At 69.4% G+C, this 26,975-nt stretch carries 22 protein-coding genes and 1 pseudogene; 5 read left to right on the plus strand and 18 right to left on the minus strand.

Translation table 11 applies throughout. The features are described 5' to 3' along the window. Position 1: 1 nt before the first annotated feature. From AAF430_12940 to AAF430_12980, 9 genes are all read right to left on the minus strand, one after another. On the minus strand, positions 2 to 1,300 hold the full coding sequence (locus AAF430_12940; GenBank protein ID MEM7411135.1) for a TadG family pilus assembly protein: 1,299 nt from the start codon (positions 1,298 to 1,300) through the stop codon (positions 2 to 4). Between the two features lie 8 nt (positions 1,301 to 1,308). After that, entirely contained in the window at positions 1,309 to 1,566 is a 258-nt protein-coding gene (locus tag AAF430_12945) for a hypothetical protein (protein MEM7411136.1), read from the minus strand. Beyond that, on the minus strand, positions 1,566 to 3,122 hold the full coding sequence (locus AAF430_12950; protein MEM7411137.1) for a type II and III secretion system protein family protein: 1,557 nt from the start codon (positions 3,120 to 3,122) through the stop codon (positions 1,566 to 1,568). Before AAF430_12950 ends, AAF430_12945 begins: the two co-directional genes overlap by 1 nt. Before the next feature lie 57 nt (positions 3,123 to 3,179). After that, entirely contained in the window at positions 3,180 to 4,013 is an 834-nt protein-coding gene (cpaB, locus tag AAF430_12955) for a Flp pilus assembly protein CpaB (GenBank protein MEM7411138.1), read from the minus strand. A 26-nt stretch (positions 4,014 to 4,039) separates the two neighbouring features. Then, the gene (locus AAF430_12960; protein MEM7411139.1) at positions 4,040 to 4,453 is read right to left on the minus strand and encodes a TadE family protein; all 414 of its coding nucleotides are present in this window, start codon (positions 4,451 to 4,453) and stop codon (positions 4,040 to 4,042) included. A gap of 53 nt (positions 4,454 to 4,506) precedes the next feature. Next, entirely contained in the window at positions 4,507 to 5,154 is a 648-nt protein-coding gene (locus tag AAF430_12965) for a prepilin peptidase (protein ID MEM7411140.1), read from the minus strand. A 42-nt stretch (positions 5,155 to 5,196) separates the two neighbouring features. After that, entirely contained in the window at positions 5,197 to 5,394 is a 198-nt protein-coding gene (locus tag AAF430_12970; GenBank protein ID MEM7411141.1) for a hypothetical protein, read from the minus strand. 427 nt (positions 5,395 to 5,821) lie between these two features. Beyond that, the gene (locus AAF430_12975; GenBank protein MEM7411142.1) at positions 5,822 to 6,205 is read right to left on the minus strand and encodes a nuclear transport factor 2 family protein; all 384 of its coding nucleotides are present in this window, start codon (positions 6,203 to 6,205) and stop codon (positions 5,822 to 5,824) included. After that, positions 6,192 to 6,929, minus strand: coding sequence for a lysophospholipid acyltransferase family protein (locus AAF430_12980; GenBank protein MEM7411143.1), 738 nt, complete (start codon positions 6,927 to 6,929; stop codon positions 6,192 to 6,194). The genes AAF430_12975 and AAF430_12980 overlap by 14 nt, the downstream gene beginning before the upstream one ends. Before the next feature lie 177 nt (positions 6,930 to 7,106). On the opposite strand from AAF430_12980, the gene AAF430_12985 reads away from it, so the two are divergent. Both AAF430_12985 and AAF430_12990 read left to right on the plus strand, forming a co-directional pair. Next, entirely contained in the window at positions 7,107 to 8,750 is a 1,644-nt protein-coding gene (locus tag AAF430_12985) for a thiamine pyrophosphate-binding protein (protein MEM7411144.1), read from the plus strand. 137 nt (positions 8,751 to 8,887) lie between these two features. Further along, positions 8,888 to 10,096, plus strand: coding sequence for a CoA transferase (locus AAF430_12990; protein MEM7411145.1), 1,209 nt, complete (start codon positions 8,888 to 8,890; stop codon positions 10,094 to 10,096). Between the two features lie 19 nt (positions 10,097 to 10,115). On the opposite strand, the gene AAF430_12995 is transcribed toward AAF430_12990, so the two are convergent. The 9 genes and pseudogenes from AAF430_12995 to AAF430_13035 form a co-directional block, all read right to left on the minus strand. Beyond that, positions 10,116 to 10,913, minus strand: coding sequence for an SDR family NAD(P)-dependent oxidoreductase (locus tag AAF430_12995; protein ID MEM7411146.1), 798 nt, complete (start codon positions 10,911 to 10,913; stop codon positions 10,116 to 10,118). 504 nt (positions 10,914 to 11,417) lie between these two features. Further along, positions 11,418 to 12,419: pseudogene (hpnH, locus tag AAF430_13000) on the minus strand (adenosyl-hopene transferase HpnH). A 9-nt stretch (positions 12,420 to 12,428) separates the two neighbouring features. Beyond that, entirely contained in the window at positions 12,429 to 13,058 is a 630-nt protein-coding gene (locus AAF430_13005) for a 1-hydroxy-2-methyl-2-butenyl 4-diphosphate reductase (protein MEM7411147.1), read from the minus strand. Continuing rightward, positions 13,055 to 14,935 carry a squalene--hopene cyclase gene (gene shc / locus AAF430_13010; protein MEM7411148.1) on the minus strand — a complete coding sequence of 627 codons (1,881 nt, stop codon included), beginning with the start codon at positions 14,933 to 14,935 and terminating at the stop codon, positions 13,055 to 13,057. The genes AAF430_13005 and shc overlap by 4 nt, the downstream gene beginning before the upstream one ends. Then, positions 14,932 to 16,275, minus strand: coding sequence for a hydroxysqualene dehydroxylase HpnE (gene hpnE, locus AAF430_13015; GenBank protein MEM7411149.1), 1,344 nt, complete (start codon positions 16,273 to 16,275; stop codon positions 14,932 to 14,934). The genes shc and hpnE overlap by 4 nt, the downstream gene beginning before the upstream one ends. After that, a complete protein-coding gene (locus AAF430_13020; GenBank protein MEM7411150.1) occupies positions 16,272 to 17,162 on the minus strand; it encodes a squalene/phytoene synthase family protein in 891 nt (296 codons plus the stop codon). Before AAF430_13020 ends, hpnE begins: the two co-directional genes overlap by 4 nt. Beyond that, a complete protein-coding gene (locus AAF430_13025) occupies positions 17,155 to 17,814 on the minus strand; it encodes a TetR/AcrR family transcriptional regulator (GenBank protein ID MEM7411151.1) in 660 nt (219 codons plus the stop codon). Before AAF430_13025 ends, AAF430_13020 begins: the two co-directional genes overlap by 8 nt. Position 17,815: 1 nt before the next feature. Continuing rightward, entirely contained in the window at positions 17,816 to 18,874 is a 1,059-nt protein-coding gene (gene fni, locus AAF430_13030) for a type 2 isopentenyl-diphosphate Delta-isomerase (protein ID MEM7411152.1), read from the minus strand. Positions 18,875 to 18,879: 5 nt separating this feature from the next. After that, positions 18,880 to 19,824, minus strand: a complete 945-nt coding sequence (locus tag AAF430_13035) for a squalene/phytoene synthase family protein (protein ID MEM7411153.1) — start codon at positions 19,822 to 19,824, stop codon at positions 18,880 to 18,882. A gap of 300 nt (positions 19,825 to 20,124) precedes the next feature. Here AAF430_13035 and AAF430_13040 point away from each other — a divergent pair, with 300 nt between their 5' ends. From AAF430_13040 to AAF430_13050, 3 genes are all read left to right on the plus strand, one after another. Continuing rightward, complete coding sequence (locus AAF430_13040; GenBank protein MEM7411154.1) at positions 20,125 to 23,628, plus strand: indolepyruvate ferredoxin oxidoreductase family protein; 3,504 nt, start codon at positions 20,125 to 20,127, stop codon at positions 23,626 to 23,628. 79 nt (positions 23,629 to 23,707) lie between these two features. Further along, the gene (locus AAF430_13045; protein ID MEM7411155.1) at positions 23,708 to 25,198 is read left to right on the plus strand and encodes a tetratricopeptide repeat protein; all 1,491 of its coding nucleotides are present in this window, start codon (positions 23,708 to 23,710) and stop codon (positions 25,196 to 25,198) included. After that, positions 25,195 to 26,975 (plus strand): fused MFS/spermidine synthase (locus AAF430_13050; GenBank protein ID MEM7411156.1); only part of this gene is annotated, 1,781 nt, incomplete at its 3' end. The genes AAF430_13045 and AAF430_13050, both read left to right, overlap by 4 nt.

Consider the following 26,975-nt stretch of genomic DNA (forward strand, 5'->3'; position numbering starts at 1 on the left):
ACTACTGCACCAACACCGCGCGGCTTGCGCGCAGACCGAAATTACAGCCACCGGGGCCAGCATTCAGGGCTTCCGCATCGTCGTCGGTCGGAAAGATCGAGCAGTACTCCTGAAAACGGGCGCGAATGATCGGGTCGGGTGACGTCGGGCAGAGAAACCGACCCTTGATCGAGAAGGGATCCGGGAACGCGGTCACTTCGCGAATCTCGAAACACACAGCGCCGAGCACGCGGGCGGTACCACTGCAGAAATCCGTGTCCTGGTTCTCGATCACCGGTAGCCTCACGACCCACGAGTCTTCCGCGACGCCGAGGTAGCGATCTTCTGCCTGCGGCCCCACCGAGACCCAGAACGGATCGTTGATGCCGTAGAAGGCGTCGCGGAGTTCCTGCTCCGCGAAGTCCGAGTGGAGCACTGCCGGGAAGCCGACCTGGGCCACGTCGACACTGTCGCCCGCCTGGAGGGGGTCGGGGTTTCCTTGGCCACGGATGCGGTTGCGCAGGGTGAGCACATCCACCGAATCGCCGTTCAGAGACGTCCAACACGCGTTGTGGTTGATGCTGGTGTTGAAGGCGAGACAGGTCACGTTGCCCGGCGTATCGCCACCCTGCGGATTGTCCAGGGAGCACGCATTCGGGGCCGGAATGATGCTCTCGCAATAGTCGACGCCACAGCCATCGCTGTCACTGCTCAGCTCGCCCGCATCGATGGCGATTGGCAATTCGAGTTCGCGCTCGCCGAAATCACCGGGGAAGCCCAGATAGGCGATCGCCTGGTTTCGCACCGTGATCGTGGGGGCCTGAGTCGGCGCGGACTGGTCCTCAGGATCTCTCGGCACCCCGCCGAGGTCGAGGGCATTGGCCAGGAAGAGCGGCGGCGGCGGGTTGTCGGATCCGTCCTGGCGTAGCTCGACGCGAATCGCCGTCACGAGATCGGGATCGGTCAAGACTCCGGACTGAGTGAACACGCCCGTCTCCGGGTCCCAGTTTCCCGCGCGGAAGTCGGCGTCGTTGAGCTGGAGCTGGAGGTCGCGCACCGAAATGTTGTTCTGCGCCACTTGCTTCCCGGCCACGCGTGCCGCCTCGAAGGTGACGAACTCTCCGGTGCCGGAAATCAGGTTCGCGGCGGCAGCCATTGCCGCCCCGTCCACCGCTCCCTGACCTTGCGTGCGGCCGGCCCACACGAACCCCACGTCGATCGCCAGCGCCGCAAGCAGCATCAGGGTGATCGCAGTGCCCGCAACGAGCACCATCACCGTACCGCCTTCGCGCTTGCGATCTTTGCAGGGGGGTCGCGTCATGCTTCGCTCTAGTCGATGTCCACGTTGATGATCGACTTCGATTCGTCTTCCGGAGTGGTCCGTTCCTGCTTCCGGTACTTGTACATCGCGTTCGTGGTGCTCGCGGCGTCGAGCTCCGGCGAGTCCTCGCCCCCAGCTTCCGGATTCTCGATTGAACGCTCGACGTAGTCGGAGTGCGATCGCGAGTACGCGCGATCCAGGGGGGTCTGGCAGCCGGCCCACACCAGGACCAGAAACGCCAGCGCTGCGATCGTCATCCGCGCCATCAGTTGCCTCCGTTCTCGGGCGTGGCGGGCAGCCGGTAACCCGCTTCCCCGATCAGGCCCGCCTCGGGCGGCCCCTCGGATTCTTCGGGCCGCAGGTCGTCGAAGCCCTCGACCCGCCCCAGCAGATAGAACTCGAACGGGTTCGCTTCATCGAGATAGTCGGTGGGGAGCGGCGGCAGTTCGTCACCAATCGGCTTCACGAGGCGCGGCCGCACCAACAACACGAGCTCCGTAGTCGTCTTCTCCCAAGTCGAGCTACGCACCAGTGAGCCCAGGATCGGGATCGACTTCAGCAGCGGGTAGCCCGAGCTCCGTGCCGACAGGTCTTCGCTGAGCAGGCCCGCAATGGCGAGGGTCTGGCCGTCCCCGATGTCTACGCCGGTGGAGGCGCGTCGCGTCCGGAAACCCGGCGTCGTGAAGCCTGCCAAGGTCGTCGACAGGGTGAAGTCGGGCTCGCTCACCTCGGTCTCGACGACGAGGTGGATGCGTTCGTCGTGGATCACCGTGGGTGTGAAAGCGACCCCGATCCCGAATTCCTTGAACTCGATCGTGATCGAGTTGTTGTTGCCGGCCTGGGCAATCGGAATCGGCACCTCCCCGCCTGCCAAGAAGCGCGCCGTCTCACCAGTCCGTGCGACGAGGGTTGGCTCGGCAAGCACCTTGCCGAGCCCCGTCTCGGCCAGGGCATTCACGTAGAACTGATAGACGCCGGTGCCGATCGGAAACGCGGAACCGATGAAGTTGACCTGGTCCGAGAACTCGACGATCTCTTGAAGTGCTCCGCCGACCTCGACCTGATCGGGCCTCGCCAGACCATCGATGGAATTGAACACATCAAAGGTGCGCTCTCCGTTCTGGACGATGCTCGCGGCGAAGTTCGTGCCAATCGTGCGCGTGAGCGAGCGCGACATCTCGGAGACGGTCACCTCGATCATCACCTGCTGGTTGCCGCCCACCGTGAGCAGGTTGATGACCTCGCCTTCTTCCTTCTCGTCCTTCTTCTTGAAGTAGGCAGACGCCACGGCGAGCACGCGCTCGACCGTCGCCGCATCGGGGACCGAGCCGGTCAGGACGATCGACTCGCCCGCCGAGTCGACGCGCACGTCGCCGACGTCGACGACGCGGCGGATCTCGCGCTCGATCCAGGAGAAGGCCCGGCCGACGTGGACGTCGATCGCCGCCTCGATCTGGCCCGACGTGCTCCAGATCACCACGTTGGTGCTGCCCACGGTCTTCGGGACGAACTGAAGCTCGGTGGACTGCAGGGGCACGACGTCGGCCACGGACGGGTCGCCTACGGACACGCGGCGCACGGGATAGGCGGTGCGGATGAACACCGACTTCCCCTTCTCCATATAGAGCTCACGCAGGGTGTCGTCGGCGCTTCCGGGCGCCTCGAGATAGATGGTGGCGCGCGCGCCGGTCGGGACGAGCTCGCGCCGCGACTGGGTCGCCGCAGACGCAGCGCTCGCCAGGAAGGCGAGCGACAGCAGGAGACTTCCCCACCAGAGGGCGAACGACGGGCCCGCGTCGGGCCTGGCAGCCGGGTTCTGCATCATTCGCTCCGGTGTGTGCGAGAGAGTTGCGGGTCGGTGACAGAGAAGCGCACGGAACTAGAAGCTCTCGACCGACACTTCGGCGCCCTTCACGACCTCGACGTTGGTCTTGGGACGGGGTCGCGGCCGCGGCTTTTGCACCACGACCGGCTTCGGCGGAAGCACGATGGCGACATCGCCCAACACATCGCCCACCGTCACGCTGGGCGTGTTGACCACTTCGTCCGACTTCGGGTGACGCAGCGCCAACTGCAGCTTCCCCTCGTGGACCGCGTAGGTCAGCAACTCGGCCTGCTCGGTGTTCACCTCGAGAGTCACCACCTGGGCCGGCTCGGGGTCGCGGCTGCCGAACGCCTCGACCTTTTGGTCGATGGCCAGCACCTTCACGTTCTGCAGGATGACCTTGCTGTAGGGCATCGGGTTGTCGCGATCCAAGCGGCGCAGCGTCGTGATCACGTCGACGCGAGAGCCCGGCACCACGAAACCGGCCACGCCGACGACCGGGTCGACCTTCACCGAGATGGCGCGCAGGGACGGATCGATCATCGACACCAGGCCACCCGGCGAGCCCTTCGGCAACAGGGCCGATTCGAGCACCGGCTCGCCACTGGCGAGTGCGCGCCGGAGCACCCGGCCTTCGAGCCGATCCAGGGAGTCGAAGGTGCCCTGAGGCACAAAGCCCAGGGGCCAGTCCACCGTGATCAAGTCCGCAGCAGCCAGCACACTCCCGGCAGGCACGTCATTGCGCATCGCCACCACCGGGGTGGCCGTGCGAGCGTAGGTGGGAGACTGCTGGGTCTGACTCTCGAGCCAGTTGCGCGCCATGAAGGCGGCGCCAAGGCCGAGAACCACAGCCAGTACCAGGAAAAGGACAGCGCGGCGATTTTGCACGGGGGGTTGGACTCAGGTGAGGGGGTCTACTCGTTCCGCATGACTGCAGAGTGACCGACGTTGAGGGAACCGGGCAGGATGCCGGGACTGCGCAGCGCGCCGAGCCCGGGGATATAGAGGAAGGGAAAATCGATGCTGGCGCGCACCAAGACCTGGGTGCCGCTGCCTGCGCACACGTTGTCGGCGATCTCGTTGTTGCTGAACGCGACCGCCACGTCATTGCGCTGAATCGCACCGGCTTCCGCGAAGTCGAGCACCCGATTGGTGATCTCGGTCTTCACGATGCCTGCGACACAGTTGTCGCGATAGACGATGGCGTGGCGGGCGCCTTCGCGGGCGGCGTTGCTCAGCGTCAACCAGCGGTTGAAGAGCAGGCCCATCTCCGCGATCGCGAACATCACCAGCAATAGGATGGGAAGGATGATGGCCATCTCGACCATCGCCATTCCCCCGCGGGCACGGGTGCGCGAACGAACTCGCTCGAGCCATCGCGCTACATCCATGCGGACCCCCACAACTGGTAACAACAAGCCCCGATGCCAATCGCGAGGGCGAAGGGCAGCCCTCCGCTCGCAACCGATCCTGGAGCCGGTGGGAAGTAGGTGGCCTGACGCGACAAGAATGTTACCCGCAGGCTGTCGACCCAGCGACTCACCAGGTTGGGTAATTCGCCCCGGAGGGCGATCCAGGAGAGGCCGAGGACACCCCCGGACACGACTACCCAGAAGAGCACGCCCAGGATGTGGCTGGAACCCCAGAGCGCACCCAACGCCATCATCGCCTTGACGTCGCCGGCGCCGAGCCAGCGAACGTGAAAGGGAAGGAAGAGCACGGCGAGCGCAAGCCCTGCCCCGCCAAGGGCTTCCCAGAACGCAGAAAGGCCCATCACCCCGGCGAAGACCAGAGCGGCACCCAGAGCGCCGAAGGTCAGCCAGTTGGGGATGCGCAGGGCGTAGACGTCATAGGCGACGGCCACGAATAGGAACGCCGCTGCCCACTCGATGGCGGGCAGCGGCGTGTCCCGTGCAGTCCAGAGAAACCCGGCAGCCGTGACCAGGGCCAGGAGACAAGACAGCCCAAGCGTCGTACTCGCACCCGCCTGCGAGACGTCGCGCGTCGGCAGGGCGATTTCTTGTCGCATGGCTCGGCCGGAGGCGCCAGACCTCCTAGGCGACGCTACGAATCAGTTTCCTCCGCCACCACCGCAGTTGCCGGTGGAGACGCAGGTCCCGATGTTCTGCAGGGCCGTCTGGATGTTCGTATTGAGCGTCGACCAGAGCAGCGCGCCCGCCAGGGCGAACACCACGCCAACGATCGACCACTCGACCATTTCCATGCCGTCATCCTCGCGGACGAGGCGCTTCAGCGAACGAACGAGCATGATCTCTCCAAATTGCTGGGGGGTACGCGCGGGACGCCACACCCAAGTTTTGCAGCACGGCTACACGCCCACGCCGCTGGCAGGTATGTGCCACCTGCGACCGGATGGGTCACGCGGGTTTCGCCGCGGAAAGTAGCCTGAGCCTTGCCAATGCCGGCGTCAAGCCAGGAACGAGGCCCCACGCGAAAAAATTCGCGTGAAGAATCAAGGTGTTGGGCCCTCACCGCGCCACTTCTCCTGCGCGGTGACCAGCACACGAACGAGGTTTCAAAACAAATTCAAGGAGATCGCGTACAACCTGCAAGTCGATTATATGCCCCGCGGGACACGCCGAAATCTCCTGCCTCGGCCTCACATCGCTGGCTCCGAGCGGATCGCGTCCGGTTGCACACGCGTGAGTGGCAGCCCGCAGGCCCGGCAGCCCCGATCAGCGCGGCAGCACGTCGGGGGTCCAGCGGCCCTCGGTCGCCATGGCGGGCAACCAGGTCTCGACCAGCTTGCCCTCGGCCCAGCGGAAGGTCTGGACCCAGTCCCACTGCATCTCGCCGTTGATCTTCCACGTGCCGATCGCGGTGACGAAATGGCCCTCGGCCATCAGGAAATAGTGGAAGTCGGAGATGACCCAACGACTACAGCTCGCAGTGATCTGATCCCGATACTCCTCGGCCGTCACCGTGCGATCCCCGACGACGTCGTGGCGCGTGTACTCGGGCCCCGCCAGCTCGGGAACGAGGGCGAAGTTCTTCGGCCCCCACATCTCGTCGTACCAGCGACGCAGCAGCGCCTTCCCTTCGGCCTCAGGCGACGACACGTTCCTTCTCCTCCGGCGGCGGCGTACCGCGCCAGCGCGCGAGCGTCGACTCGATCTCGTGGCGTGCGTCTGCGAGCAGCACGCGCCGGTCCTCATCGGGCTTGCGCGCCACGGGCGCCCCGATGCGGACCCGAACTCTCGTCCCAAAGCGCACCGGGAACAGGTTGAACTGCAGGAGCCGCCACGACTCGTCGATCGTCACGGTGACGATCGGGACGTCCGGCGCTTCGTCGAAGAGGGCCAGCGCGCCGGCGGGACGGAACTTCCCGAGTGCCCCCCGCCGCGCCCGGGTGCCTTCGGGATAGATCACGGCCGAGACGCCGCGCTCCTTCACCTGGGCGGCGAGCTCACGGATCGCGCGCGTCGCACCGGCCCGATCGTCACGATCGATCAGGGCGTGCCCGCCGACCCGCAGGTTGTAGGAGATGCTGGGGATGCCCTTGGCGAGCTCCCGCTTCGAGATGTACTTCGGTCGGTTCGAGAAGAGCAGCGCGCCGAAGATCGGAATGTCGAACATGCTCTGGTGGTTCGCGACGATCAGGTAGGGCTCGCCGGGCAGGATGCGCTCGTCGCGCTCCACCTGCAGGGTGGTGCCCGCCACCTTCCACACCTGGATGAGCCAGCGCTGCAGGATGCCGGCGACCCATTCTTGCGGCGCGCGCCCGAAGCGGTAGGCGACACGCTGCAGCACGTCGAAGAAGAGCAACGACCCGCCGAACGTCACCCAAAAGCCAGGAGTGGCCAGCCAGTCGCGAAGCCGCGGCTGCTCGCGAGACCTGGATCGATTCGAGCGTTCCCCCATCCCGCGGACGTTACCGAGCCCACTAGCCCGCTGACCAGGGGCCTCGGTCTCGCGTGATAGGATGCGCCCGCCCCCGCGCGGGCGCGGGAGGGAAGGCGCATGAGCGAAGCCAACGGAGGCCAGCTGGCGGCCCGCCAGCTCAAGGCCGCAGGGATCGACACGATCTTCACTGTCGTCGCCGGGCCCATGATCGAAGTGCTCTCGGGGGCGGTCGAAGCGGGCATCCGCGTCGTCAACTGCCGTCACGAGGTATCCGCCGGGTTGATGGCACAGGCCTGGGGCTGGGCGAAGCGAAAGCCCGGCGTCTGTGTGGTCGGCTCGGGCCCGGGCATGACCAACGCCATCACGCCCATGCACGTCGCCACCGAGAGCGCGATGCCCCTGGTAGTCCTGGGCGGCTCCACCTACGGACCCACCCGCGGCCTCGGCGGGTTCCAGGAGGCGGACCAGCGCGCGCTCGCGCGCCCGGCCTGCAAATGGACCCTCGAGGTCGACAGCACCCCGCGCATCCCCGAGCTGGTCCACCTGGCCCTCGGCAAGGCGTCCAGCGACCGGCCCGGCGCGGTTTACCTCGACTTCCCGGGCCACTGGGTGGCCCACCGTGTGAGCGAAGACAGCGTGCGCATGCGCAGCCGCGCTCCCGAGATCGCCCTGCCCCACCCGGACCCGAACGCCATCGACCGCATCGCCGACGCCCTGCGCAACGCCGAGCGGCCGCTGCTCGCGATCGGCAAGGGCGCCGCCTGGTCCGGCGCCGGAGCGGCCCTGGCGAAGCTGGCCGACCGCGGCCTCCCCTACGTCACGTCGCCGATGGCGCGCGGAACCATCCCCGACGACCACCCGGGTTTCGCGAACAGCGCGCGCTCCCTCGCGCTCAAGGAAGCCGACGTGGTGGTGATGATCGGCGGCCGCTTCAACTGGATCTTCGGGTTCGGGCAGCGCTTCGCGCCGGGAACCCAGCTCTTCCAGATCGACGTCGAGTCGGCGGAGTTCTACAGCGGAGCCGACCTCGACGCAGGCCTGGTCGCCGACGCGCGAATCGCCGCCGAGGCCCTCGACGCCGCCCTCGGTGACGCCCCGCTCGCCTGCACGAAGGGCGGCTGGGCCGCGCGCCTCGCGATCGCACGCGACGAGAACGAGGCCCGCCTGCGGCCTTCGCTCGAGTCCGACGCCCGTCCCATCGACCCCCATCGGCTGGTCGCCGAGGTGCGGGCCGTCGCCCCGCGCGACGCCAGCCTCTCGGCAGACGGCGAGACGATCATGGGGATCGCGCGTCAGGTGCTCCCGGCCTATGGCGAGCGCAAGCTCTTCAACGCCGGCACCACGGGCTGCATGGGCACGGGCGTCCCGTCCGCGCTCGGCGCCAAGCTTGCCTGGCCCGAGGCTCCCTCGATCGCCGTGCTCGGGGACTATGCCTTCGGGGCCGCCGCGCTCGAGGTGGAGACGTCGGTGCGCGTCGGCGCGCCGGTGGTGTTCGTCGTGGCGAACAACGAAGGCATCGCCGGCCACATGATCCAGGACGGCATGTTTCCGGCCGGCGCACCCCGGGTCGCGTCGCTCCTGCCCGCCCACTACGAGAAGTTCGCCGAGCTCGTGGACGGCCACGCCGAGCGGGTCGAGGCGCCGGAGGACATCCGCCCGGCCCTCGAGCGGGCCCTCGCGAGCGGCCAGACCTCGGTGGTGCACGTCCAGGTCGACCCGAAGGCCACGCGCCTCTCGGGCGGCAACTACCTCGTCCCCTGATTCCCTGCCCCTGACCCCTTGTCGACCCCAGCCCCCGTTGACCCCACCGGGTCGCGCGCGCTTGAATGGCGTCGACGTCCTGGAGCCGCGTCCAGTCTCGGAACCGGAGCCCGGAGCGACGTCTCGGAGGAATGGCCATGCCGATGCCCCTCGAAGGCCTGCGAGTGATCGATTGGACGATCTGGCAGCAAGGTCCCGTTGCGAGCGCCATGCTCGGCGATCTCGGTGCCGAGGTGATCAAGATCGAGAGCCGCGACGGGGGCGACCCCGGCCGCGGAATCGTGGCCATGGCGGGCACGGAATCGGACCGGCCCAACTTCTACTTCGAGGCCAACAACCGCAACAAGCAGAGCCTCACTCTCGATCTCAAGCAGCCCGAGGCGCGCGAGATCGTGTACCAGCTCGCCGAGAAGTCCGACGTCTTCGTCCAGAACTTCCGCAAGGGCGTCGCCGATCGGCTCGGGCTCGGCGCCGACGCGCTCCGCGCCCGCAACCCGCAGCTGATCTACGCGAACGCGACAGGCTACGGACCCGAAGGGCCCGAGAGCGGCGACCCCTCCTTCGACCAGCTCGGCCTGGCGCGCTCGGGGATCATGTTCGCCGCGGGCGAACCCGACATGCCGCCGCTGCCGATCGGCGGCGGCATCGCCGACCAGATGGGTGCCATCCTCCTCGCCTACGGGGTGATGGCGGCTCTGATCGCGCGCGAGCGCTTCGGGATGGGCCAGGTCGTCGACGCCTCGCACCTGGGCAGCATGAGCTTCCTGCAGGGCCTGTCGCTGCACTCGCGGCTCATCAACGGCGCGGCCTTCCCGCGCGTGCCGCGTGCCGGCGCCTTCAACCCGCTCTGGAACCACTACCTGTGCGGCGACGGTCTCTGGATCGCACTCGGCATGCTCCAGCCCGATCGCTACTGGAAGGACTTCTGTCACACGATCGAGCGCCCGGAACTCGCCGACGACGAGCGCTTCGAAACGATGGGCCCGCGCGGCGTGAACCGCGAGGCCTGCGTGGCCGAGCTCGACGCCACCTTCGCGAAGCGGCCCCGCGCCGAGTGGTTGCAGATGCTGCGCGACGGCGGCGACTTCATCTTCACAATCGTCAACAGCGTGGACGATCTGCCCGAGGACCCGCAGATGCGCGCGAACGACTACGTGGTCGATTTCGACCACCCGAGCCACGGCACCACCCAGTACGTGGGCGTGCCGGTCCGCCTGTCGGAAACGCCGGGCAGCGTGCGCAGCGCGGCGCCCGAACACGGCCAGCACACCGAGCTGCTGCTGACCGAGCTGCTCGACTACAGCTGGGACGACGTCGCGAAGCTGCGCGAACAGGGCGTCATCTGACGCCCACGATCGAGCCCGGCTAGGTCGCCGGGCCGCCCTTCAACAGCCGCCCGGCCGAGTGGCCGCCGTCGATCACGAAGTCGCCGCCGGTGCAGGACAGGCTCTCGTCCGAGGCCAGGAAGATCGCCAGGTGGGCGATGTCTCCGAGTCGCTCTTGAATCGTGCGATCGCGGTTCGACGCCAGGATCGGCCACTGGAACGACATCGCGAGTTCCGGGTCGACGCCCTCGGGCAGGTACGGCCGCACCATCTCGGGCCCGCCCGCCTCGGGGCAGATCGTGTTGACGCGCACGCCGTACTTCCCGAACTCGACCGCGGCGACCTTCGAGAGCCCGCGCAGCCCCCACTTCGTCGACGCGTATGCCGACACCCCGTTCTTGACGCTCACGCCGTCCACCGAGCACAGATTGATGATCGACCCGGCGCCGTGCCCCTGCATGGCGGGAAAGACCGCCTGCATGCCGAGGAAGGGTCCGAGCTGATTCACCTTCATCAGCGCCTCGAAGTCGGCACCGCTGGTCTCGACGAACGACGCTAGACGCAGGATCGCGGCGTTGTTCACCAGCACGTGCAGTCCGCCGTCGCGTGCGGTGACCGCCGCGACCGCCTCCTGCCAGGCTGCCTCCGAGGTGACGTCGAGCGCGACGAAGCGCGCCGCCTCGCCGAGCTCGTCGGCGATCCGTTGCCCCTCGTCCTCGAGGACGTCGGCGATCCACACCCGGGCGCCCTCGCGGACGAATGCGCGCGCCATCTCGGCGCCCGTACCGCGGGCCGCTCCGGTGATGACGGCCACCTTGCCCTTCAGCCGATCGGCCATGCCCGCTCCTCCATGCCCCCTCCTAACGAATGGGTCGCGCGCGACCGGGTGTCGCGCTGCGCCCAACGGGTAGCGAACCTCGCCGAGCCGGCCGCGGATGATCAGGCCGAGCTGAGGAGCGGAAGACGTGCCCGGGTCCGCCCCTGCACGCCCGGGCCATGCACGTCAGGGAGCGCTGGGCACCTCGGCGATGGGCTGCCACTTCACCGGATCGCGGCCGGAGAGCGCGACGTGGCGAATCCGCTCGCGCGGAATGCGGGTGAGCGCGGTCTGTCCCTTCTCGTAGACGCGCACCTCCGCGTCTCCGTTGGCGACCAGATAGCCCACGCGCTCACTGCCGTCGTCGAGGGTGAGGGTCGCGTCGCCCCGGTAGTCGAAGGCCTCGCGCAGCGCTTCGGCGCTGGCGGGCGCTTCCCAGCCGCGCAGCGATTCCGGGACCGGGAGCGACGGCGGTGCCGCCGCCGGCGCCGGCGTCGTCGGCGCCTGGACCTGGGGCCCGAAGAGCAGCGCCCGCACCATCTGGAACATGCCCTTCGGCGAACCAAAGGCCGCTTCCACCGCGCTCGCCTCGAAGCCGCTGTGCATCATGCAGTTCTGGCAGGCCGGGTTATCGCTGGCGTGGCCGTAGTTCTCCCACTGCGTCTCTTCGACGAGCTCCTGGAAGCTCTCGGCGTAGCCGTCCTGGATCAGATAGCAGGGCTTCTGCCAGCCGAAGACCGAGTACGCCGGCATCCCCCACGGCGTGCACTCGTAGTCGTGGGCTCCCGCCAGGAACTCGAGGAAGAGCGGCGACTGGTTGAAGCGCCAGCGCTTCGCCCCCTTGCGATTCAAGAGGTCGCGGAAGAACGCCTTCGTGCGCTTCCGGCCGATCCAATGCTCCTGGTCGGGTGCCTTCGCGTAGGCGTAGCCTGGCGACACCATCATGCCCTCGACCCCGAGGTCCATGGCCATGTCGAAGAACTCGGCCGTGCGATCGGCGTCGCTGCCATCGAAGAGCGTCGTGTTCGTGGTCACCCGGAAGCCGCGATCGAGCGCGGCTCGGATCGCGGACACCGCCTTGTCGAAGATGCCGTCCCGGCAGACGGCCGCGTCGTGCTCTTCGCGCAGGCCGTCCAGGTGGACGCTGAAGCTCAGGTACTTGCTCGGCTCGAAGAGATCGAGCTTCTCCTCGAGCAGGATCGCGTTCGTGCACAGGTAGATGTACTTCTTGCGCTCGACGAGTCCGCGCACGATCGCATCGATCTCGGGGTGGAGCAGCGGTTCGCCGCCGGGGATGCTCACCATCGGCGCCGGACACTCGTCCACCGCGGCCATGCACTCCTCGACGGACAGCTGGCGCCGGAGGACGTGGCCCGGGTACTGGATCTTGCCGCACCCCGCGCACGCGAGGTTGCAGCGGTACAGCGGCTCCAGCATCAGGACGAGCGGGTAGCGCTCGACTCCCTGGAGCTTCTGCTTGAACAGGTAGGTGGCGACGGTCGCCATTTGAGAGATCGGAACACCCATCGGATCGCGTTACCTCACGGCGGGAAGAGGAGTGACGGGCAGCGCGTGGCTTCCCATCCAGTTGGAGATCAAGGGGGCGAGGCGGCGCAGTGTGGAGAGACCGCGCCATGCGCGAAGCGGAAAGCCCGCTTCGCGGAGCTCCTGATCCGGCGCATCGACGACCACGCGCACCACCGCGAGGTCGCGGTCGCCGGCGTGCTGGGCCAGCCAGGCCGATTCCATGTCGACCGCCCGAACACCTGCGGCGTGGAAGGCAGCCCGCTCGGAACCGCGGACCACGTGATCGGCACTCGCGAGGAGCCCCTCGGCGAACGCGAAGCCCGCGTCGGCCAGGGCCGCCCGCAGCGACGCAGCGGACAGCCGACGGTCGCCGCCCCCGGGCAAGCGCACGGCGTCGGGCACGAAGACGTCGCCGGCCCGGAGGCGCGGATCCGTGGCGCCACAGAGGCCGAGCACCAGCCAGGCCCCCGGTTGCGACGCGCGCGCACGCGCGGCCGCCTCGGCGCGCGCCGGGCCCAGGCCGCAGCGCACGACCGGCAGCCCGGGAGCGCCGAGCCGCAACGCCCAGGCCTCGAGGCGCAGCGGCGCCCAGACGATTCCGCTCGCCCAGACGATCCCGCTCGACGCGGGGGCGCTCACGCCGAATGTCCTTCGGGTCGCAGCCCGAGATAGCGGCCCAGCGCCATCATCGGGAAGCTCAACCGATACAGGTGGTATCGGATGTAGAAGTCACCGGGAAACCCGGTTCCGGTGAACTGGGGCTCGTTCCAGTCCCCGTCCCCGCGCTGAGTGTCGACGAGCCAGGCGATCCCGCGATCGATCGCGGCACCGCGCTCGCCCGCTGCCAGCAGAGCGAGCAGGGCCCAGGCCGTTTGCGACGCCGTCGAGTCGCCGAGGCCCGGCTCTCCTTCATCGGTATAGGAGCGCAGGTCCTCGCCCCAGCCCCCGTCGTCGTTCTGCACGCGGTAGAGCCAGCGCACGGACCGGCGGATCGCCTCGTGGTCGGTCGGCAGCCCCGCCGCCACCAGAGCCGGTACGACGGCGCCCGTACCGTAGAGGTGGTTCGCGCCCCAGCGTCCGAACCAGCTGCCGTCGTCTTCCTGGTTCGCGAGCAGCCAACGCACCCCGCCCTGGACGCGCGGGTCGTCGCCCTTCCCCTCTTCGGCCAGCATCTCGACCACGTGGGCCGTGACATCGGCCGACGGCGGGTCGATCACCTCACCGAAGTCACAGAAGGGAAGCTCGCGACAGATCGCCCGGGTGTTGTCGACGTCGAACGCGCCCCACCCCTCGTCCGCCGACTGCATACCGAAGGTCCAGCGCACGCCGCGAGCGATCGCCGCTTCGAGCGCGTCCGGGTCGCCGGTCTGGACCGCGCGCAGCGCCAGGATCACCTCGGCGGTGTCATCGGTGTCGGGATAGCGGTCGTTGTCGAACTCGAAGGCCCAGCCGCCCGGCGGGAGATTCGGACGCCGCACCGACCAGTCGCCGGGGATACGGATCTCCTCCTGCAGCAGCCAGTCGGCGCCGAGCTGCATCGCCGGATGGTCCGGCGCCACGCCGGCATCGCGAAGCGCGACCATCGCCAGTGCCGTGTCCCAGACCGGTGACTGACACGCTTCGAGACGCCGCTCGTCACCCTCTTCGATCAAGAAACCGTCGAGTCCGGACAGGCCCTTGCGAATCACCGGGTGATCCATCGGGTAGCCGAGCAGGTGCAGCGCCAGAATCGAGTAGACCCAGGGCGGCTGGATCCCGCCCCAGGAGCCGTCGGCTTCCTGCCGCGCGATGATCCACTCGGCACCGAGCCGCATGGCGTGCTCGCGCAGTTTGCGCAGGGGCCGCTTCTCGTAGAGCTGCAGCGCGCGGTCGAGCCGCTGCAAGCGTCCCTTCCAGGTCGAGAACGGATGCTGCTCCTCGACCCGCGCCCCCGCCCGGAGCTCCGACAGCGAGAACGGCAGGGGCCGCACCGGGCGGTGCGCCCCGACGATGGTGAGCGGGACGATCGTCTGCCGTGCCCAGCAGGCGAAGTCGTAGATGTTGAGCGGGAACCACGACGGCAGCAGCATCACTTCCGGCGGCAGCGCCGGCAGATCGTCCCAACGCCACTCGCCGAAGAGCGCGAGCCAGATGCGCGTGAAGACACGCGAGTGCTCGATGCCTCCCAGGCCGAGGACGACCTCGCGCGCCCGCTTCATGTGTTCGGCCTCGGGCGGATCCTCGGCCAGGCGCAGCGCCGCGTAGGCCTCGATCGTCGTCGAGAGGTCCGGCGGGCCGCCAAAGAAGGTGGCCCAGCTACCGTCCGCCCGCTGCTGCGAGCGGATCCAGTTCGCCGCGAGCGCCGTCTCCTCGCGCGTGCGGATCCCGAGGAACTCCCGCATCAGGAGATCCTCGGCGTCCATCGTGACGTTCGTCTCGAGCTCGGCTTTCCACCAGCCCGCTTCGTTCTGGCGCTCGAGCAGGTGATCGCGCGCGCGCTCGAGCGCGGCTCGGGCGTTCGCCTGTAGATCCGTCATACCGAGGTCTCCCAGGTTCCGAGTCGACGCAGGAGTCCCTGGGCCGCGTCCTCTCCACTCCGCACTGCGCTCTCCATCGTGGCCGGCCAACCAGTGTCGGTCCAATTCCCCGCGAGCCAGAGCCGCGGATGTTTCGTCGCATTCTTCGGTCGCCACGACCGGCAGCCCGGCGCCTGGCGGAAGGTCGCGGCGGGCTCGTTGACCGCGAAGAATTCGAGCAGCTTCGCCTCGCGCGAAGCGGGCAGCAGCGCGTGCAAGGCCGGCAGGAAGATCTCGCGCAGCGCCGCGTTGCTCTTACCCAGCCATTCGTCGCCCGCCGAGAGCGACACCGTGAGCACCTGGCCGCGGTCGACGTCGGCGGCGCGCGTGCGGTCGAAGATCCACTGCAGCGGCGTGTTCCAGCCCGCCAGGAAGGGAACGTCCAGCACCGGGCGGTCGAACCACAGGTGGAGGTTCACGATCGCCGAACGTCCGAGCTGCGCGAGGCCGTGTCGGTCGAGCCCCGCGACGTCCGGCGCCAGCTCCGCCGCCACCTCGGGCGGCGTGGCCAGCACCAGCGCGTCGGCCTCCACCTCGGCGCCCTGCACGCGAAGGCGCACGCCTTCGTCGTGACAATCGATCGCCGACACCGCAGCGCGGGTTTCGATCCGGGCCCCCGCGCGCTCCAGCGCCTGCCGCGCAGGGTCGGCGTGGAGGGCCTCGAAGGGCACGGCGGCGAATCCGATGTCGGCGGCGTCGGAGGTGTCCAGGAATCCGGTGCGCAGCACCTTCACCGCCAACGCCAGCGACGCTTCCTCGCCGGGGAGGTTCAGCGTCGGCCGGATCAAGAGATCCCAGAACGCGCGCTCGGCTTCGCTGCGCACACCCGCGTCGTGCAACCAGCTTCCGAAGGACACGCGGTCGAGTCGTTCGTCGTCGGGGTCGAGACGCGTGACGCGCAGGGCCGTCACACCGGCGCGCACGCGCTCCGCCGGTCGCAGGTAGGGAAAGCGCAGCAGGCTCGCGCCGAGATGGGCCGGCGCCGGAAACGACTGGCGCCGGATCCACGCGCGCGGTCCCCCCGGCGCGGCGACCGGCACCGCGAGGCGATCCTGGAGCCACGCCTGCTCGGCCACGCCAAGGCGGTCGAGGAAAGACCGGTACGCGGTGCAGCAGCGCATGAAGACGTGCTGTCCGTTGTCGACGACCAGCCCGCGCTTGCGCGTCGACCAGGTGGCTCCGCCCAGCCGCGCGCGCGCCTCGAACAAACGCACCTCGGCGCCCGCGTCGGTGCAGGTCACCGCAGCGCGAAGCCCGGCCAGGCCGCCACCCACCACGGCAACGCGCGGCGCTCCCGTCACGACGCCACCGCCATTCCGCGCCAGGCCTGCCAGGCCCGTCGCGCGAGACGGAGCTTTCGGGGTCGGACCGGCGCACGGTTGGGGTCGAAGCCGGCGGTGCGCAGGGCGTCGGCGGTCGCCCGCCCGCCGCCCACGAAGCCCGAAACGGCAAAACGGGCGGGACCCGAGAGACGCGCACACAGCGAGGCACCGCGGGCGAGGTCTCGCTCGGCGCGCACCACCAGTTGCTCCACGATCCGACACAGGGCTGCGGGGGCCGGGACCCGCTCCAGATCGGCGCGCGTGACGCCGGCTGCGCGACGCAGGTCGCCGGGCAGATAGCAGCGCCCGGCGGCGGCGTCCTCGGCCACGTCCTGACAGTGCTCCAATACCTGAAGGGCGGCGCAGACCCGATCGGAATCGCTCCGGTTTTCGTTCGTGCTGGCGCCGAAGACAGCGAGCACCAGCGCGCCTACCGGCGCCGCCGACAAGGCGCAATAGGCGTCGAGCTCGGCCTCGCTGGCGAGGTCGGGCGCGCGCTGGTCCCAGCGGTTCGCGTCGATCAGCGCCACGAAGGGCTCCCGCGTGAGTCCATGGGTCCGGGCGACCGGAGTCAGCCGCCGGAGGAGCGGATGCTGCGCTTCGCCGACCAGTGATGCGTCGACGTCGGTCTCGAGGGCGTCCAGGATCGCCAGGCGATCCCCGCTCGCTGCGTCACCCACCTGATCGATCAGGCGCGCGACGCCATAGACGCTGACCAGCGCCTCGCGGATCGCGGGCCGCAGTGCACGCAGCGCGACGGGAAAGTTCTCCCCCGCCATCCGGCCGAGAATCGCCTCGGGCGCCAGCGCGGGATCGTCGAGCCAGCCTTCGCGCACGGGCGGGGACGGAACGGCCGCGCTAGCCATCGTCGTCGGGCCCGAACACCCGGCTCGCGATGTGGCGAAGCCCTGCGCGACGCAGATCGCGGTTGGCCGCGGTGGGATCGAGCATGCCGAGGAGCAGGTTGCCGTCGAGCAGCGCGACCAGGGCCGCCGCCATCGCGCGCCCCTCCGCGTCGTTCTTTCCGTCGGCCACGAGGGCCGCGCGCACGTCGGCGATCAGACCGTCGTGCAGCGGAAACAGCGCATCCTGGAGCATCTTGCGCAAAGTCTCGCTCTCGAGCAGGAAGCGCACGATCGAACGGATCGTCGGCTCGTTCTCGTCGACGACCCGCTCGTACTTCGCCAGGATTTCCAGGACGCGATCGCGCGGAGGAACACCGCGGAGCCCGGCCTGGATCTCCGCGAAGAAGGGCCCGAGCATGCGCCGGAAGGCCTCGCGGAACAGGCCCTCCTTGTCGCCGAAGTGCCAGAAGACGGCCGAACGGCTGACGCCCGCCTGCTCGGCAATCGCCGCGATGCTGGTGCGCTCATAGCCGCCCGTCGCGAACAAGGACATCGCAGCGCTCACGATGCGGTCCTGGGTCTGGGCCTTCTGACCCGTCGCCTTCGATTCCCCGCTGCTCGAGGACTCATCGGACGCAGCGGCCACCAGGCGCGGTCGGGGGCGGGACTCCACGTCAGGCGCCCTCCCCGGCCGAGGCATCGACGGGACCGGCCGCCCAGCGCTCGAGCACGGGGCCGATGACGCGCGGCGCGCGCACGAGGTCCGCGGGCCGCGCGACTCCTGACAGCAAGCACAGCGAGCGCAGCCCTTCGATGAGCTCTTCGGCCGCACTCATCACGCCCGCGACACCGTTCCGCGTATAGGCGCGCAGGAACGGGAGGGCCAGCCCGGCCGCTTCCGCCCCCAGCGCCAGGGCGCGCGCCACATCGTGTGCGTTGCGGATGCCCCCGGACGCGAGCGTCCGATAGCCGGCCTGTCGCGCGTAGAGCACGCTGGCGGCCGTGGGGATCCCCCACTCGCGGAGGACCCCGCCCATCGCCGCCTGACGACTCGAACCGCGCAGGGCCTCGACCCCCGGCCAGCTCGTCCCGCCCGATCCGGAGGCGTCGATCCAGGCGACTCCGGTCTCCTGCAACGCGGCGAGCGTCGGCGGCGAGAAGCCGCAGCCGGTTTCCTTCGCGATGACCGGCACGGCCAGCCGGTCGACCAGCTCCGCCAGCGCGTTCAGACAGCCCCGGAAGTCGCGGTCTCCTTCGTCCTGAACCAACTCCTGGGCGACGTTCAGGTGGACACAGAACGCATCGGCGCGGACCGCTTCGGCCAATTCGACCACGGCGTCCGTACCGACGTCGCGCACCTGCACGGCCCCGAGATTCCCGAACAGCACCACGTCGGGGGCCACGTCACGAACGCGATAGCTGGCCGCGACTTCGGGGTCGGTCCACATCGGTCGCTGGGAGCCGAGCCCGAGGGCCAGGCCTGTCTTCTGGGCGGCGGCGGCGAGCGCGCGATTGATTTCGCCTGCGCGCTCGGTGCCTCCGGTCATGCCCGCGATGTAGATCGGGGCGGACCAGCGGCGGCCGAAGAGATCGACGGCGGTGTCCACCTGGGCCAGCGAGCGCTCGGGGAGCGCGTGGTGGAGCAGGTGCACCTCTTCGAGCAGCGTGCTGCCGCGGTACTCGACGTCCTCTTCGGCGCACAGGTCGAGGTGGGCCTGCTTCCGCGAAGCCATCTCCGTCACTTCTTGCCTCCCCAGCCGGTCTTCGCGGCGATTGCCAGCCGGCGAAGATGCCCGCTTCGGAGCGCGGGGACGAGTCGTTCGAAACGCCGCTTCGCGAGAGTCTCGAGCAGGTCACGGTAGATCGCGCCCATCGCGTGGGCCGGACGCAGCAGCCGTCGGGAGGTTTCGGGGAGCAGCGCGTCGGCCCGGGCGTAGCGCGCCCGGGCGCGCCCCACGTACTCCCTCAGGAGGGACTGGACGGCCGCGCTCGGGCGCTCCTCGGCCAGGGAGGCCGGGGTCACACCAAACGCCCGCAGGTCTTCGGTCGCCAGATAGACCCGCCCTTCGCGGGCGTCCGGTCCTACGTCACGAAGCACGTTGGTGAGCTGCACGGCGATCCCGAGCTCGGTGGCGTAAGCCACCTCGGCCGGGGAACGCGCCCCACGCACGGCGCACACCAGCAGTCCCACGGTCGAAGCCACGCAGTAGCAATAGCGCTCGAGCGTCGTGAAGGTCTCGATCGGGGCGCCCTCGAGGTCCTGCTCGATGCCGTCGAGCAGGTCGAGGAAATGGGCTTCCGGCAGCCGAAAGCGGGTGACGGCGTCGCCGAGGGCGACGCCGACCGGGTGCTCGGCCTTGCCGCGGTAGGCCGCACCGAGCTCTTCGCGCCAGCGCTCCAGCAGTCGGCGCCGATCGCCCTGGACGCTCGGATCGTCGGCGATGTCGTCGGCCAGCCGACAGAACGCGTAGATCGCGTGGAGCGCGTCGCGCTCGGCGCGCGGAAACAGCCAGAACGCAGCCAGGAAGCTCGAACCGCTCCGGCGGGCGATCGCCCGGCAATGGGCGTACGCCGGCCCCAGCGCGTCCTCTCCCGCGGTCGGGTGGGACGCCGCTGCCGCCAGCGGACGATCGAGACGCAGCGCCAGAGCGATTCTCCTTGCTCGTGCGGGAGCCGCGCGCATGCGCGAACACCCGTCCCGAGGCCCTGGCTCTCCCCCCGAGAACCGCGAGATCGGCACAGTGCACCCCGAACACACCGACGGCGCAAAGGTTTTCGCTGACCGAAAGGCCCGATTGGTCAGTCGGTTGCCGGTTGCCGTGGGCTCCCTTCGACGCAGCGCGAGCGCCCCGCGAGCCGTCACGTCGGCTTGTCGAAGGTCGAGATCGGCGCCAGCTGAGATAGGCTTCCGGGCCCAGCCCACCGCGCGCACCGCCGACGGCACGCACCGAGTCGCACGCGATTTCTCCAGGACCCGCTCTTTGTGACCGGAAACAAAGAAGATTTCGATCGCACCTATCAGCTCGAGGACCGCTACGAGCGCGACACGGGCCGGGTCTACCTGAGCGGTGTCCAGGCGCTGGTTCGGCTGCCCCTGATGCAGCGCCAGCGCGACCAGGCCGCTGGGCTCGACACGCGCGGGTTCATCTCGGGCTATCGGGGCAGCCCGCTCGGCACCTACGACATGGCGCTCTGGGGAGCCCGCGGCCTCCTCGAAGACCACGGCATCCGCTTCGAGCCGGGCATCAACGAGGACCTGGCCGCCACTGCGGTCTGGGGGTCCCAGCAGGCTGGGCTCTACCCGGGGGCGAAACACGATGGTGTCTTCGGGATCTGGTATGGCAAGGGGCCCGGCGTCGACCGCTCGTGCGACGCCCTGAAGCACGCCAACTACGCCGGCACGGCACCCCATGGCGGCGTCCTGGCACTTGCCGGAGACGACCCCGGAGCCAAGTCCTCGTCGATCGCGCACCAGAGCGAACAGGCCCTGATCCACTGCGGCATCCCCATCCTGAATCCCGCCAGCGTCCAGGACTACCTGGACTTCGGACTCTACGGATGGGCCCTCTCTCGCTACGCGGGTACCTGGGTCGGATTCAAATGCCTGACCGACACGGTCGAGAGCGCGGCTTCCGTCGAGGTAGGGCCCGAGCGCGTTCAGGTGGTCGTGCCCGAGGACTTCGACCCGGGACCCAACCTGCACATCGGCTGGGCGAACTACCCGGGGCCCGTCGAACAGCGCCTGTTCGAACAGCGGCTCCCCGCCGCGCAGGCCTTCGCCCGGGCGAACGGGCTCGATCGGGTCCTGCTCGACGGCGGCGAGCGCCGGCGGCTGGGCATCGTCACCACCGGCAAGACGACCCTCGATGTGCTGCAGGCGCTCGACGAACTCGGCATCGATGCCGGCTTCGCGCGGGAGCTCGGACTCGCCCTATACAAGGTAGGGCTGGCCTGGCCCCTCGAACCGACGGGGATGCGCGCCTTCGCCGAAGGCCTCGACGAGGTGCTGGTCATCGAGGAGAAGCGGCCGGTCCTCGAAGAGCAGCTCGCCCGCCAGCTCTTCAACCTCAGTGACCGCCCTCGCCTGCTCGGCAAGCACGATCTCGCCGGCCAGGCGCTGGTCCCCAATACTGGCGAGCTCTCACCGCGTGCGGTCGTCGACGTGCTCCGTCGCTGGCTCGAGCGCGCGACCCCCGAGGCAGCGACACGCCTGCGCCCCGACCCGGAGCCGGCGGTGGCTGCCCAGGCCGGCGGTCCGACCCGGCTCCCCGCCTTCTGTTCGGGCTGTCCCCACAATCGCTCGACGGTGGTGCCCGACGGCAGCCTGGCCCAGGGCGGCATCGGCTGTCACGGGATGGCGGTCTGGACACCCGGCCGCAACACCCTCGCCGTCACCCACATGGGCGGCGAAGGCTCGAACTGGATCGGCGCCGCCCCGTTTACCGACACGCCCCACATCTTCCAGAACCTCGGCGACGGCACCTACTTCCACTCGGGCCTGCTGGCCGTGCGCGCCGCCGTCGCTGCGGGCGTGAACATCACCTACAAGATCCTCGCGAACGGCGCGGTCGCCATGACCGGCGGCCAGCCGATCGAAGGCGAGAGCATGGACGGCGAAGTCACCGTCCCCGAGATCGCCCGTCAGCTCCACGCCGAGGGCGTCGGCCGGATCGCGCTCGTCTCCAACGAGCCCCAGAAGTACGGCGGCCCCAACGGGATCGGCGCCCCGGTCACGATTCACCACCGCGACGCGATCGACCGCGTGCAGAAGGAACTGCGCGAGGTTCCCGGCGTTTCTGCGCTGATCTTCGACCAGACCTGCGCCGCCGAGGCCCGGCGACTCCGAAAGCGCGGCGAGTTCCCCGAGCCCGATCGCCGCGTCGTGATCAACGAGCGGGTGTGCGAGGGCTGCGGCGACTGCAGCGTTCAGTCCAACTGCATCTCGATCGAGCCCGTCGAGACCGAGTTCGGGCGCAAGCGCCGCATCAATCAGTCGAGCTGCAACAAGGACTTCTCGTGCCTCAAGGGGCACTGCCCGAGCTTCGTGACGATCGAAGGCGGGCGGCTGCGCAAGACGACGAGCGACGGAGTGGTGGCCGACGACGATCGCTTCGCGGCGCTCCCCGAGCCCGCGGCTCCCGACCTCGACCAGCCCTTCAACGTCCTGGTGACGGGCATCGGCGGCTCGGGTGTCATCACCGTGGGAGCGCTGATCGGAATGGCCGCGCACCTCGAGGGCAAGGGCGTGTCGGTGCTCGACGTGACCGGGCTCGCCCAGAAGAACGGCCCGGTGACGAGCCACGTGCGCGTCGCGCGACGCCACGAGGACCTCGCGGCCACCCGCATCACCACCGGCGCCGCGGACCTCGTGATCGGCTGCGACATCGTCGTGACGACGGGACCGGAGAACCTCGCGAAGATCTCGCCGCGCACGACGCCGGTGATCAACGCCCACGTCGCCCCCACCTCGGACTTCGCCGCGAACCCGGATCTCGACCTCTCGAGTCGCCACATGGAGACGTCGATCCGTGCCGCCGCCGGTGACGACGCCAGCCACTTCCTGGACGCGACCCGTCTGGCTACGGCGCTGTGCGGCGATGCGATCTTCACCAACCCCTTCCTGATGGGCTTCGCCTACCAGCAGGGGCGCCTGCCCGTCGGGCGCAGCGCGCTCGAGCGGGCCTTCGAACTCAACGGCCGCGCCATCGACGCGAACCTGCGCGCGTTCGCCTGGGGCCGCCTGGCCGCTCACGACCCCGCCGCCGTCGAAGCTGCGGCGCGCCCCGTTTCGCGGTCTTCCGCACTGGAAGGCGTGGCCGACGACCTCGACACCCAGCGGTCGCGGCGCGAGGCGTTCCTCACCGACTACCAGGATGCGGGCTTCGCCCGGCGCTACCGGTCCCTCGTCGATCGCGTGGCCGCCCGCGAAGCCGAGATCGCCCCGGGCAGCGAGCGCCTGACCGAGGCCGTTGCCCGCTACTACTTCAAGCTGCTCGCCATCAAGGACGAGTTCGAAGTGGCGCGCCTCTACACCGACGGCGCGTTCCAGCAGCAGGTCGAGACCGAGTTCGAGGGCGACTATCGGATGTACGTCCACTTCGCCCCGCCCTTCTCGATTCCCCTGATCGACTGGCTCACCGAGCGCCAAGATCCAGATACCGGCCGGATGCGTAAGTGGCGGCTGGGCGCCTGGTGGTTCCTGCCGCTGATGGGGCTGTTGGCCCGCGGCAAGTTCCTGCGTGGCACCCGCTGGAATCTCTTCGGATGGACCGCGCACCGACGACTCGAGCAGCGCCTGATCCGCGACTACGAGTCCGACATCGATCAGCTGCTCGAGCGCGTGACGCCGGAGAACCTCGACCTGGCGGTCCAGATCGCGAGCCTCCCGGAGCAGATCCGAGGTTTCGAGCAGGTGCGGGACGAGCACCTCGAAACGGCCCTCGAGAAACGACGCGAGCTCTGCGCCGCCTTCGGCGGCTTCGCGTAGCCGGCCGCCCGGGCCCCGCGAACCGCCCCTGGGTGATAGGATCGATGCGCTGGATGTGGGCCGCGAAGGAGCCTCCCGTTTGAGTGGCGAGACCCGAGCGCCCCGCTTCGTGCGCATGGCCCGCTCCCTGATCCTGCTCGCCTGCCTGGCCTCGACGGCCTGCGTGACCGTTCCGCTGGAGGACCGCGAGTGGGTCACGCTCCAGAGCGAGCACTACGATGTCCTCAGCAGCCTCAGGGACGATCCGCGCAAGTTCGCGATCCGACTCGAAGCATTTCGAGCCGCCGCCGAGGCGGTCTGGGGCCTACGGATCCCCGACGCTCCCGTCCGGACGCGGGTCATCGTCATGGACGATCGGAGCGTCGATCGCCTCTTCAATCGGCGCTCGGAACTCGCCTACCTGCTCCCGAGCCCCGACGGCGACACGCTGGTCTTCCGCGGCGGGAACGGCTGGGGAGACATCCGCGAGGCCTGGCGCCTGATCTATGCACGGCGCCTGTTCTGGAACGCCTCTCGCGAGCCCCACCCGGCCTGGTTCGAAGAGGGCATGGCCCAGGTGGCGAGCACCTTGAACAGCTGGCCAGGGGGCGCGTCGCTCGGCGTCTTGCAGCGTTCGCATGTCCGCCTGCTGCGAAACACGCCGTGGCTCCCGCTGTCCAGGATCATCACGGCCGAGGGCGCCCACGCGCTGCCGGCACGCGACCGGGAGCTCTTCGAAGCGCAGGCCTGGGCCACTGCCCACTACCTCCAGTTCCATGAACCGGAGCATGGAGATTGGGCACAGAAGCTCGAGAACTTTCGCGCGCTCCGCGGGCACGGTGCCGGGCGTGCCTTCCGCTCCACCTGGGGCGACCCGGACGAGCTGCACCGCCCGATCCTGCGCTACGTGGCCGACCGCGAAATGCCCTTCGTGGACGCTCGAATCGGGCGCCCCGAACGCACCACCGATCCGCGCCCCGCCACCCGCACAGAAGTCCTGGCGGCGCTGGGCGAGCTCTCCCTCGCGCTGGACCGGCCCGACGATGCCCTCGACTTCTTCGAGCAGGCCCTCGAAGAGGCTCCGGACTCGCCGCGCGCCCGGGCCGGCCTCGCCGCGGCGCGGGCCGACCTGGGAGACCCGGAGAGCGCTCTCGACGACTTCGAGAAAGCGCTCGAGCAGTCGCCAAGCAACCATTGGATTCAGAAAGGCTTTGCCGATCTCCTCCTGGCGGAGTCCATGCGTGATCGTTCGACCCCGGACCCCGCGCTGCTCGACCGGGCGCGGAGTCTCTACATCGCGGTCACCCAGGAGGAAGGACGCATCCCGGCCGCCCACCTGGGACTCGCCGCCAGCTACCTCCTCCCCGGGGAGGACGCAGCCTCCGGGCGTCCCCACGCGGCGCGGGCGCGGCGTCTCCTGCCCGGCGACGCCGAGGTGGCGCGCGTCGTGACCGAACTCGCGCTCGCCGACGGCGATCGCGAAGCCGCCGAGCGCAGCCTGTCCTCCCTACATTCCCGCGCGCGGAGCGACGAAGAGGTCGAGATGGCCGAAGCCCTGCGCCGCGCCTTCGAAGGCCCGTCGAACCGATGACCCGCGACCGATCCTTTCTCCTGCTCCTTCTCTGTTTCTACCTCTCCGGCCTGGCCGCCCTGGTCTACGAGACCGCCTGGACCCGCCAGTTCGCGTTCGTGTTCGGGACCTCCGAGCTCGCCGTCGCCACCGTGTTGGCGGCTTATATGGGTGGGCTCGCCTTCGGCGCTGCCCTCGCCAGCCGCTATGCGCGCAAGCTGGCCCGCCCCGTGCTCGCCTACGGAATCCTCGAACTGGGCATCGCCATCGCGGCGCTGTGCATCCCGCTCGGGATCGCCGCTTCGCGCTGGCTCTACGTAGCGCTGTTCGGGGGCCATGACGTTCTGCCCCAGTCCGCCGGGATGGGGACCGCGGTCTTCTACCTGATCTGCTCCTTCGCGATCCTGCTGGTGCCCACCGCGATGATGGGCGCCACCCTGCCCCTGCTCGCCCGCCATGCCGTGCGCGAGCCGGGTGAGATCGGTCGCCGGATCGGCGTGCTCTATTCGGTCAACACCGCGGGCGCGGTCTCCGGCGTGGTGCTCGCCGCCTTCTGGATGCTGCCCACCCTGGGCCTCGACGCGACGATCTGGGCCGCGGCCGCGATCAACGCCCTGGTGTTCCTGGCGGCGTGGGCACTGGCGCGGCGTCCGACCACGGACGCGCCAGACACCGAGGCCCCCACCCCCGTCGAGATCGCACCCCACGCCCGCTGGATCCTCCCGATGGTGCTGGCCTCGGGGTTCGTCTCGTTCACCTACGAGGTGATGTGGGTGCGGCTACTCGGCCACCTGGTCGGTGGCAGCGTGCACGCGTTCGCGACCATGCTCGCGAGCTTCCTGGCGGGCATCGCCTTGGGCTCGGCCGCGGCTTCGGCGTTGGCCACCAGCGAGCGGCGCGCGACCCTCGGCTTCGCCATCGCCCAGCTCGGGATCGCCGCTCTCTCGATCGGCGCCTTCTGGGCCGCGAACGCGATCCCCCGGATCAGCTTCCGCCTGCTCGGTCTCGGCATCGACCGCGTCTGGGCCGACACCGCGGTCTGCATGCTCACCCTCTTCCCCGCCGCGCTCTGCATCGGCGCCACCTTCCCCTTCGCCGTGCGGATCCTCGCCGGCGATGGCCAGGAGCCGGCGTCGGTCAGCGGCCGGCTCTACGCCTTCAACACCGTCGGCTCGATCCTGGGCTCGATCGCGGCGGGCTTCGTGCTCGTCCCCGAGCTCGGCTTCGAAGGCACCGTGGTCTTCTGCGCGACGGTGAACCTGGTACTCGCCGGGGCCGCGGCCGGCCTGTTCGCGCCGCGTCGCCTGGCCTGGGTCGGGGTGGCGGCGGCCGCCCTGGTGACGCTCTTCGTCTTCCCGCCCCAGGCGCCGTGGGGCATGCTGCGGGCCACGTCGATGCACGGTGGCAACTTCGCTCGCGGCAAGGCCCACTATTTCTCCGTCGGGCGCTCGGCCACGGTGCTCTTGACCGAGCATCGGCACTCCTACGCCCTGCGGACGAACGGCCTGCCGGAAGCGGGGATCCTGCGCCCCGGCGTCTGGCACAACCGCTATCCGCTGCCCCGCTGGCTCAGCTCACTCCCGGTGCTCGCGCGCCCCGACGCGAAGCGCCTGCTGGTGGTCGGGTTCGGTGGCGGCACCGCGCTCGAAGTGGTCCCCAGCTCGGTCGAACGGGTCGACGTCGTGGAGCTCGAGCCCGAGGTGATCGAAGCGAACCGCAGCGTCGGCGAGCTCCGTTGGCGCAACCCCCTGGACGACCCGCGCATCCACGTTCACCTGAACGACGCCCGCAACGCACT

It is taken from the genome of Myxococcota bacterium, from assembly GCA_039030075.1.
In the GTDB taxonomy this organism is placed as follows: domain Bacteria; phylum Myxococcota_A; class UBA9160; order UBA9160; family SMWR01; genus JAHEJV01.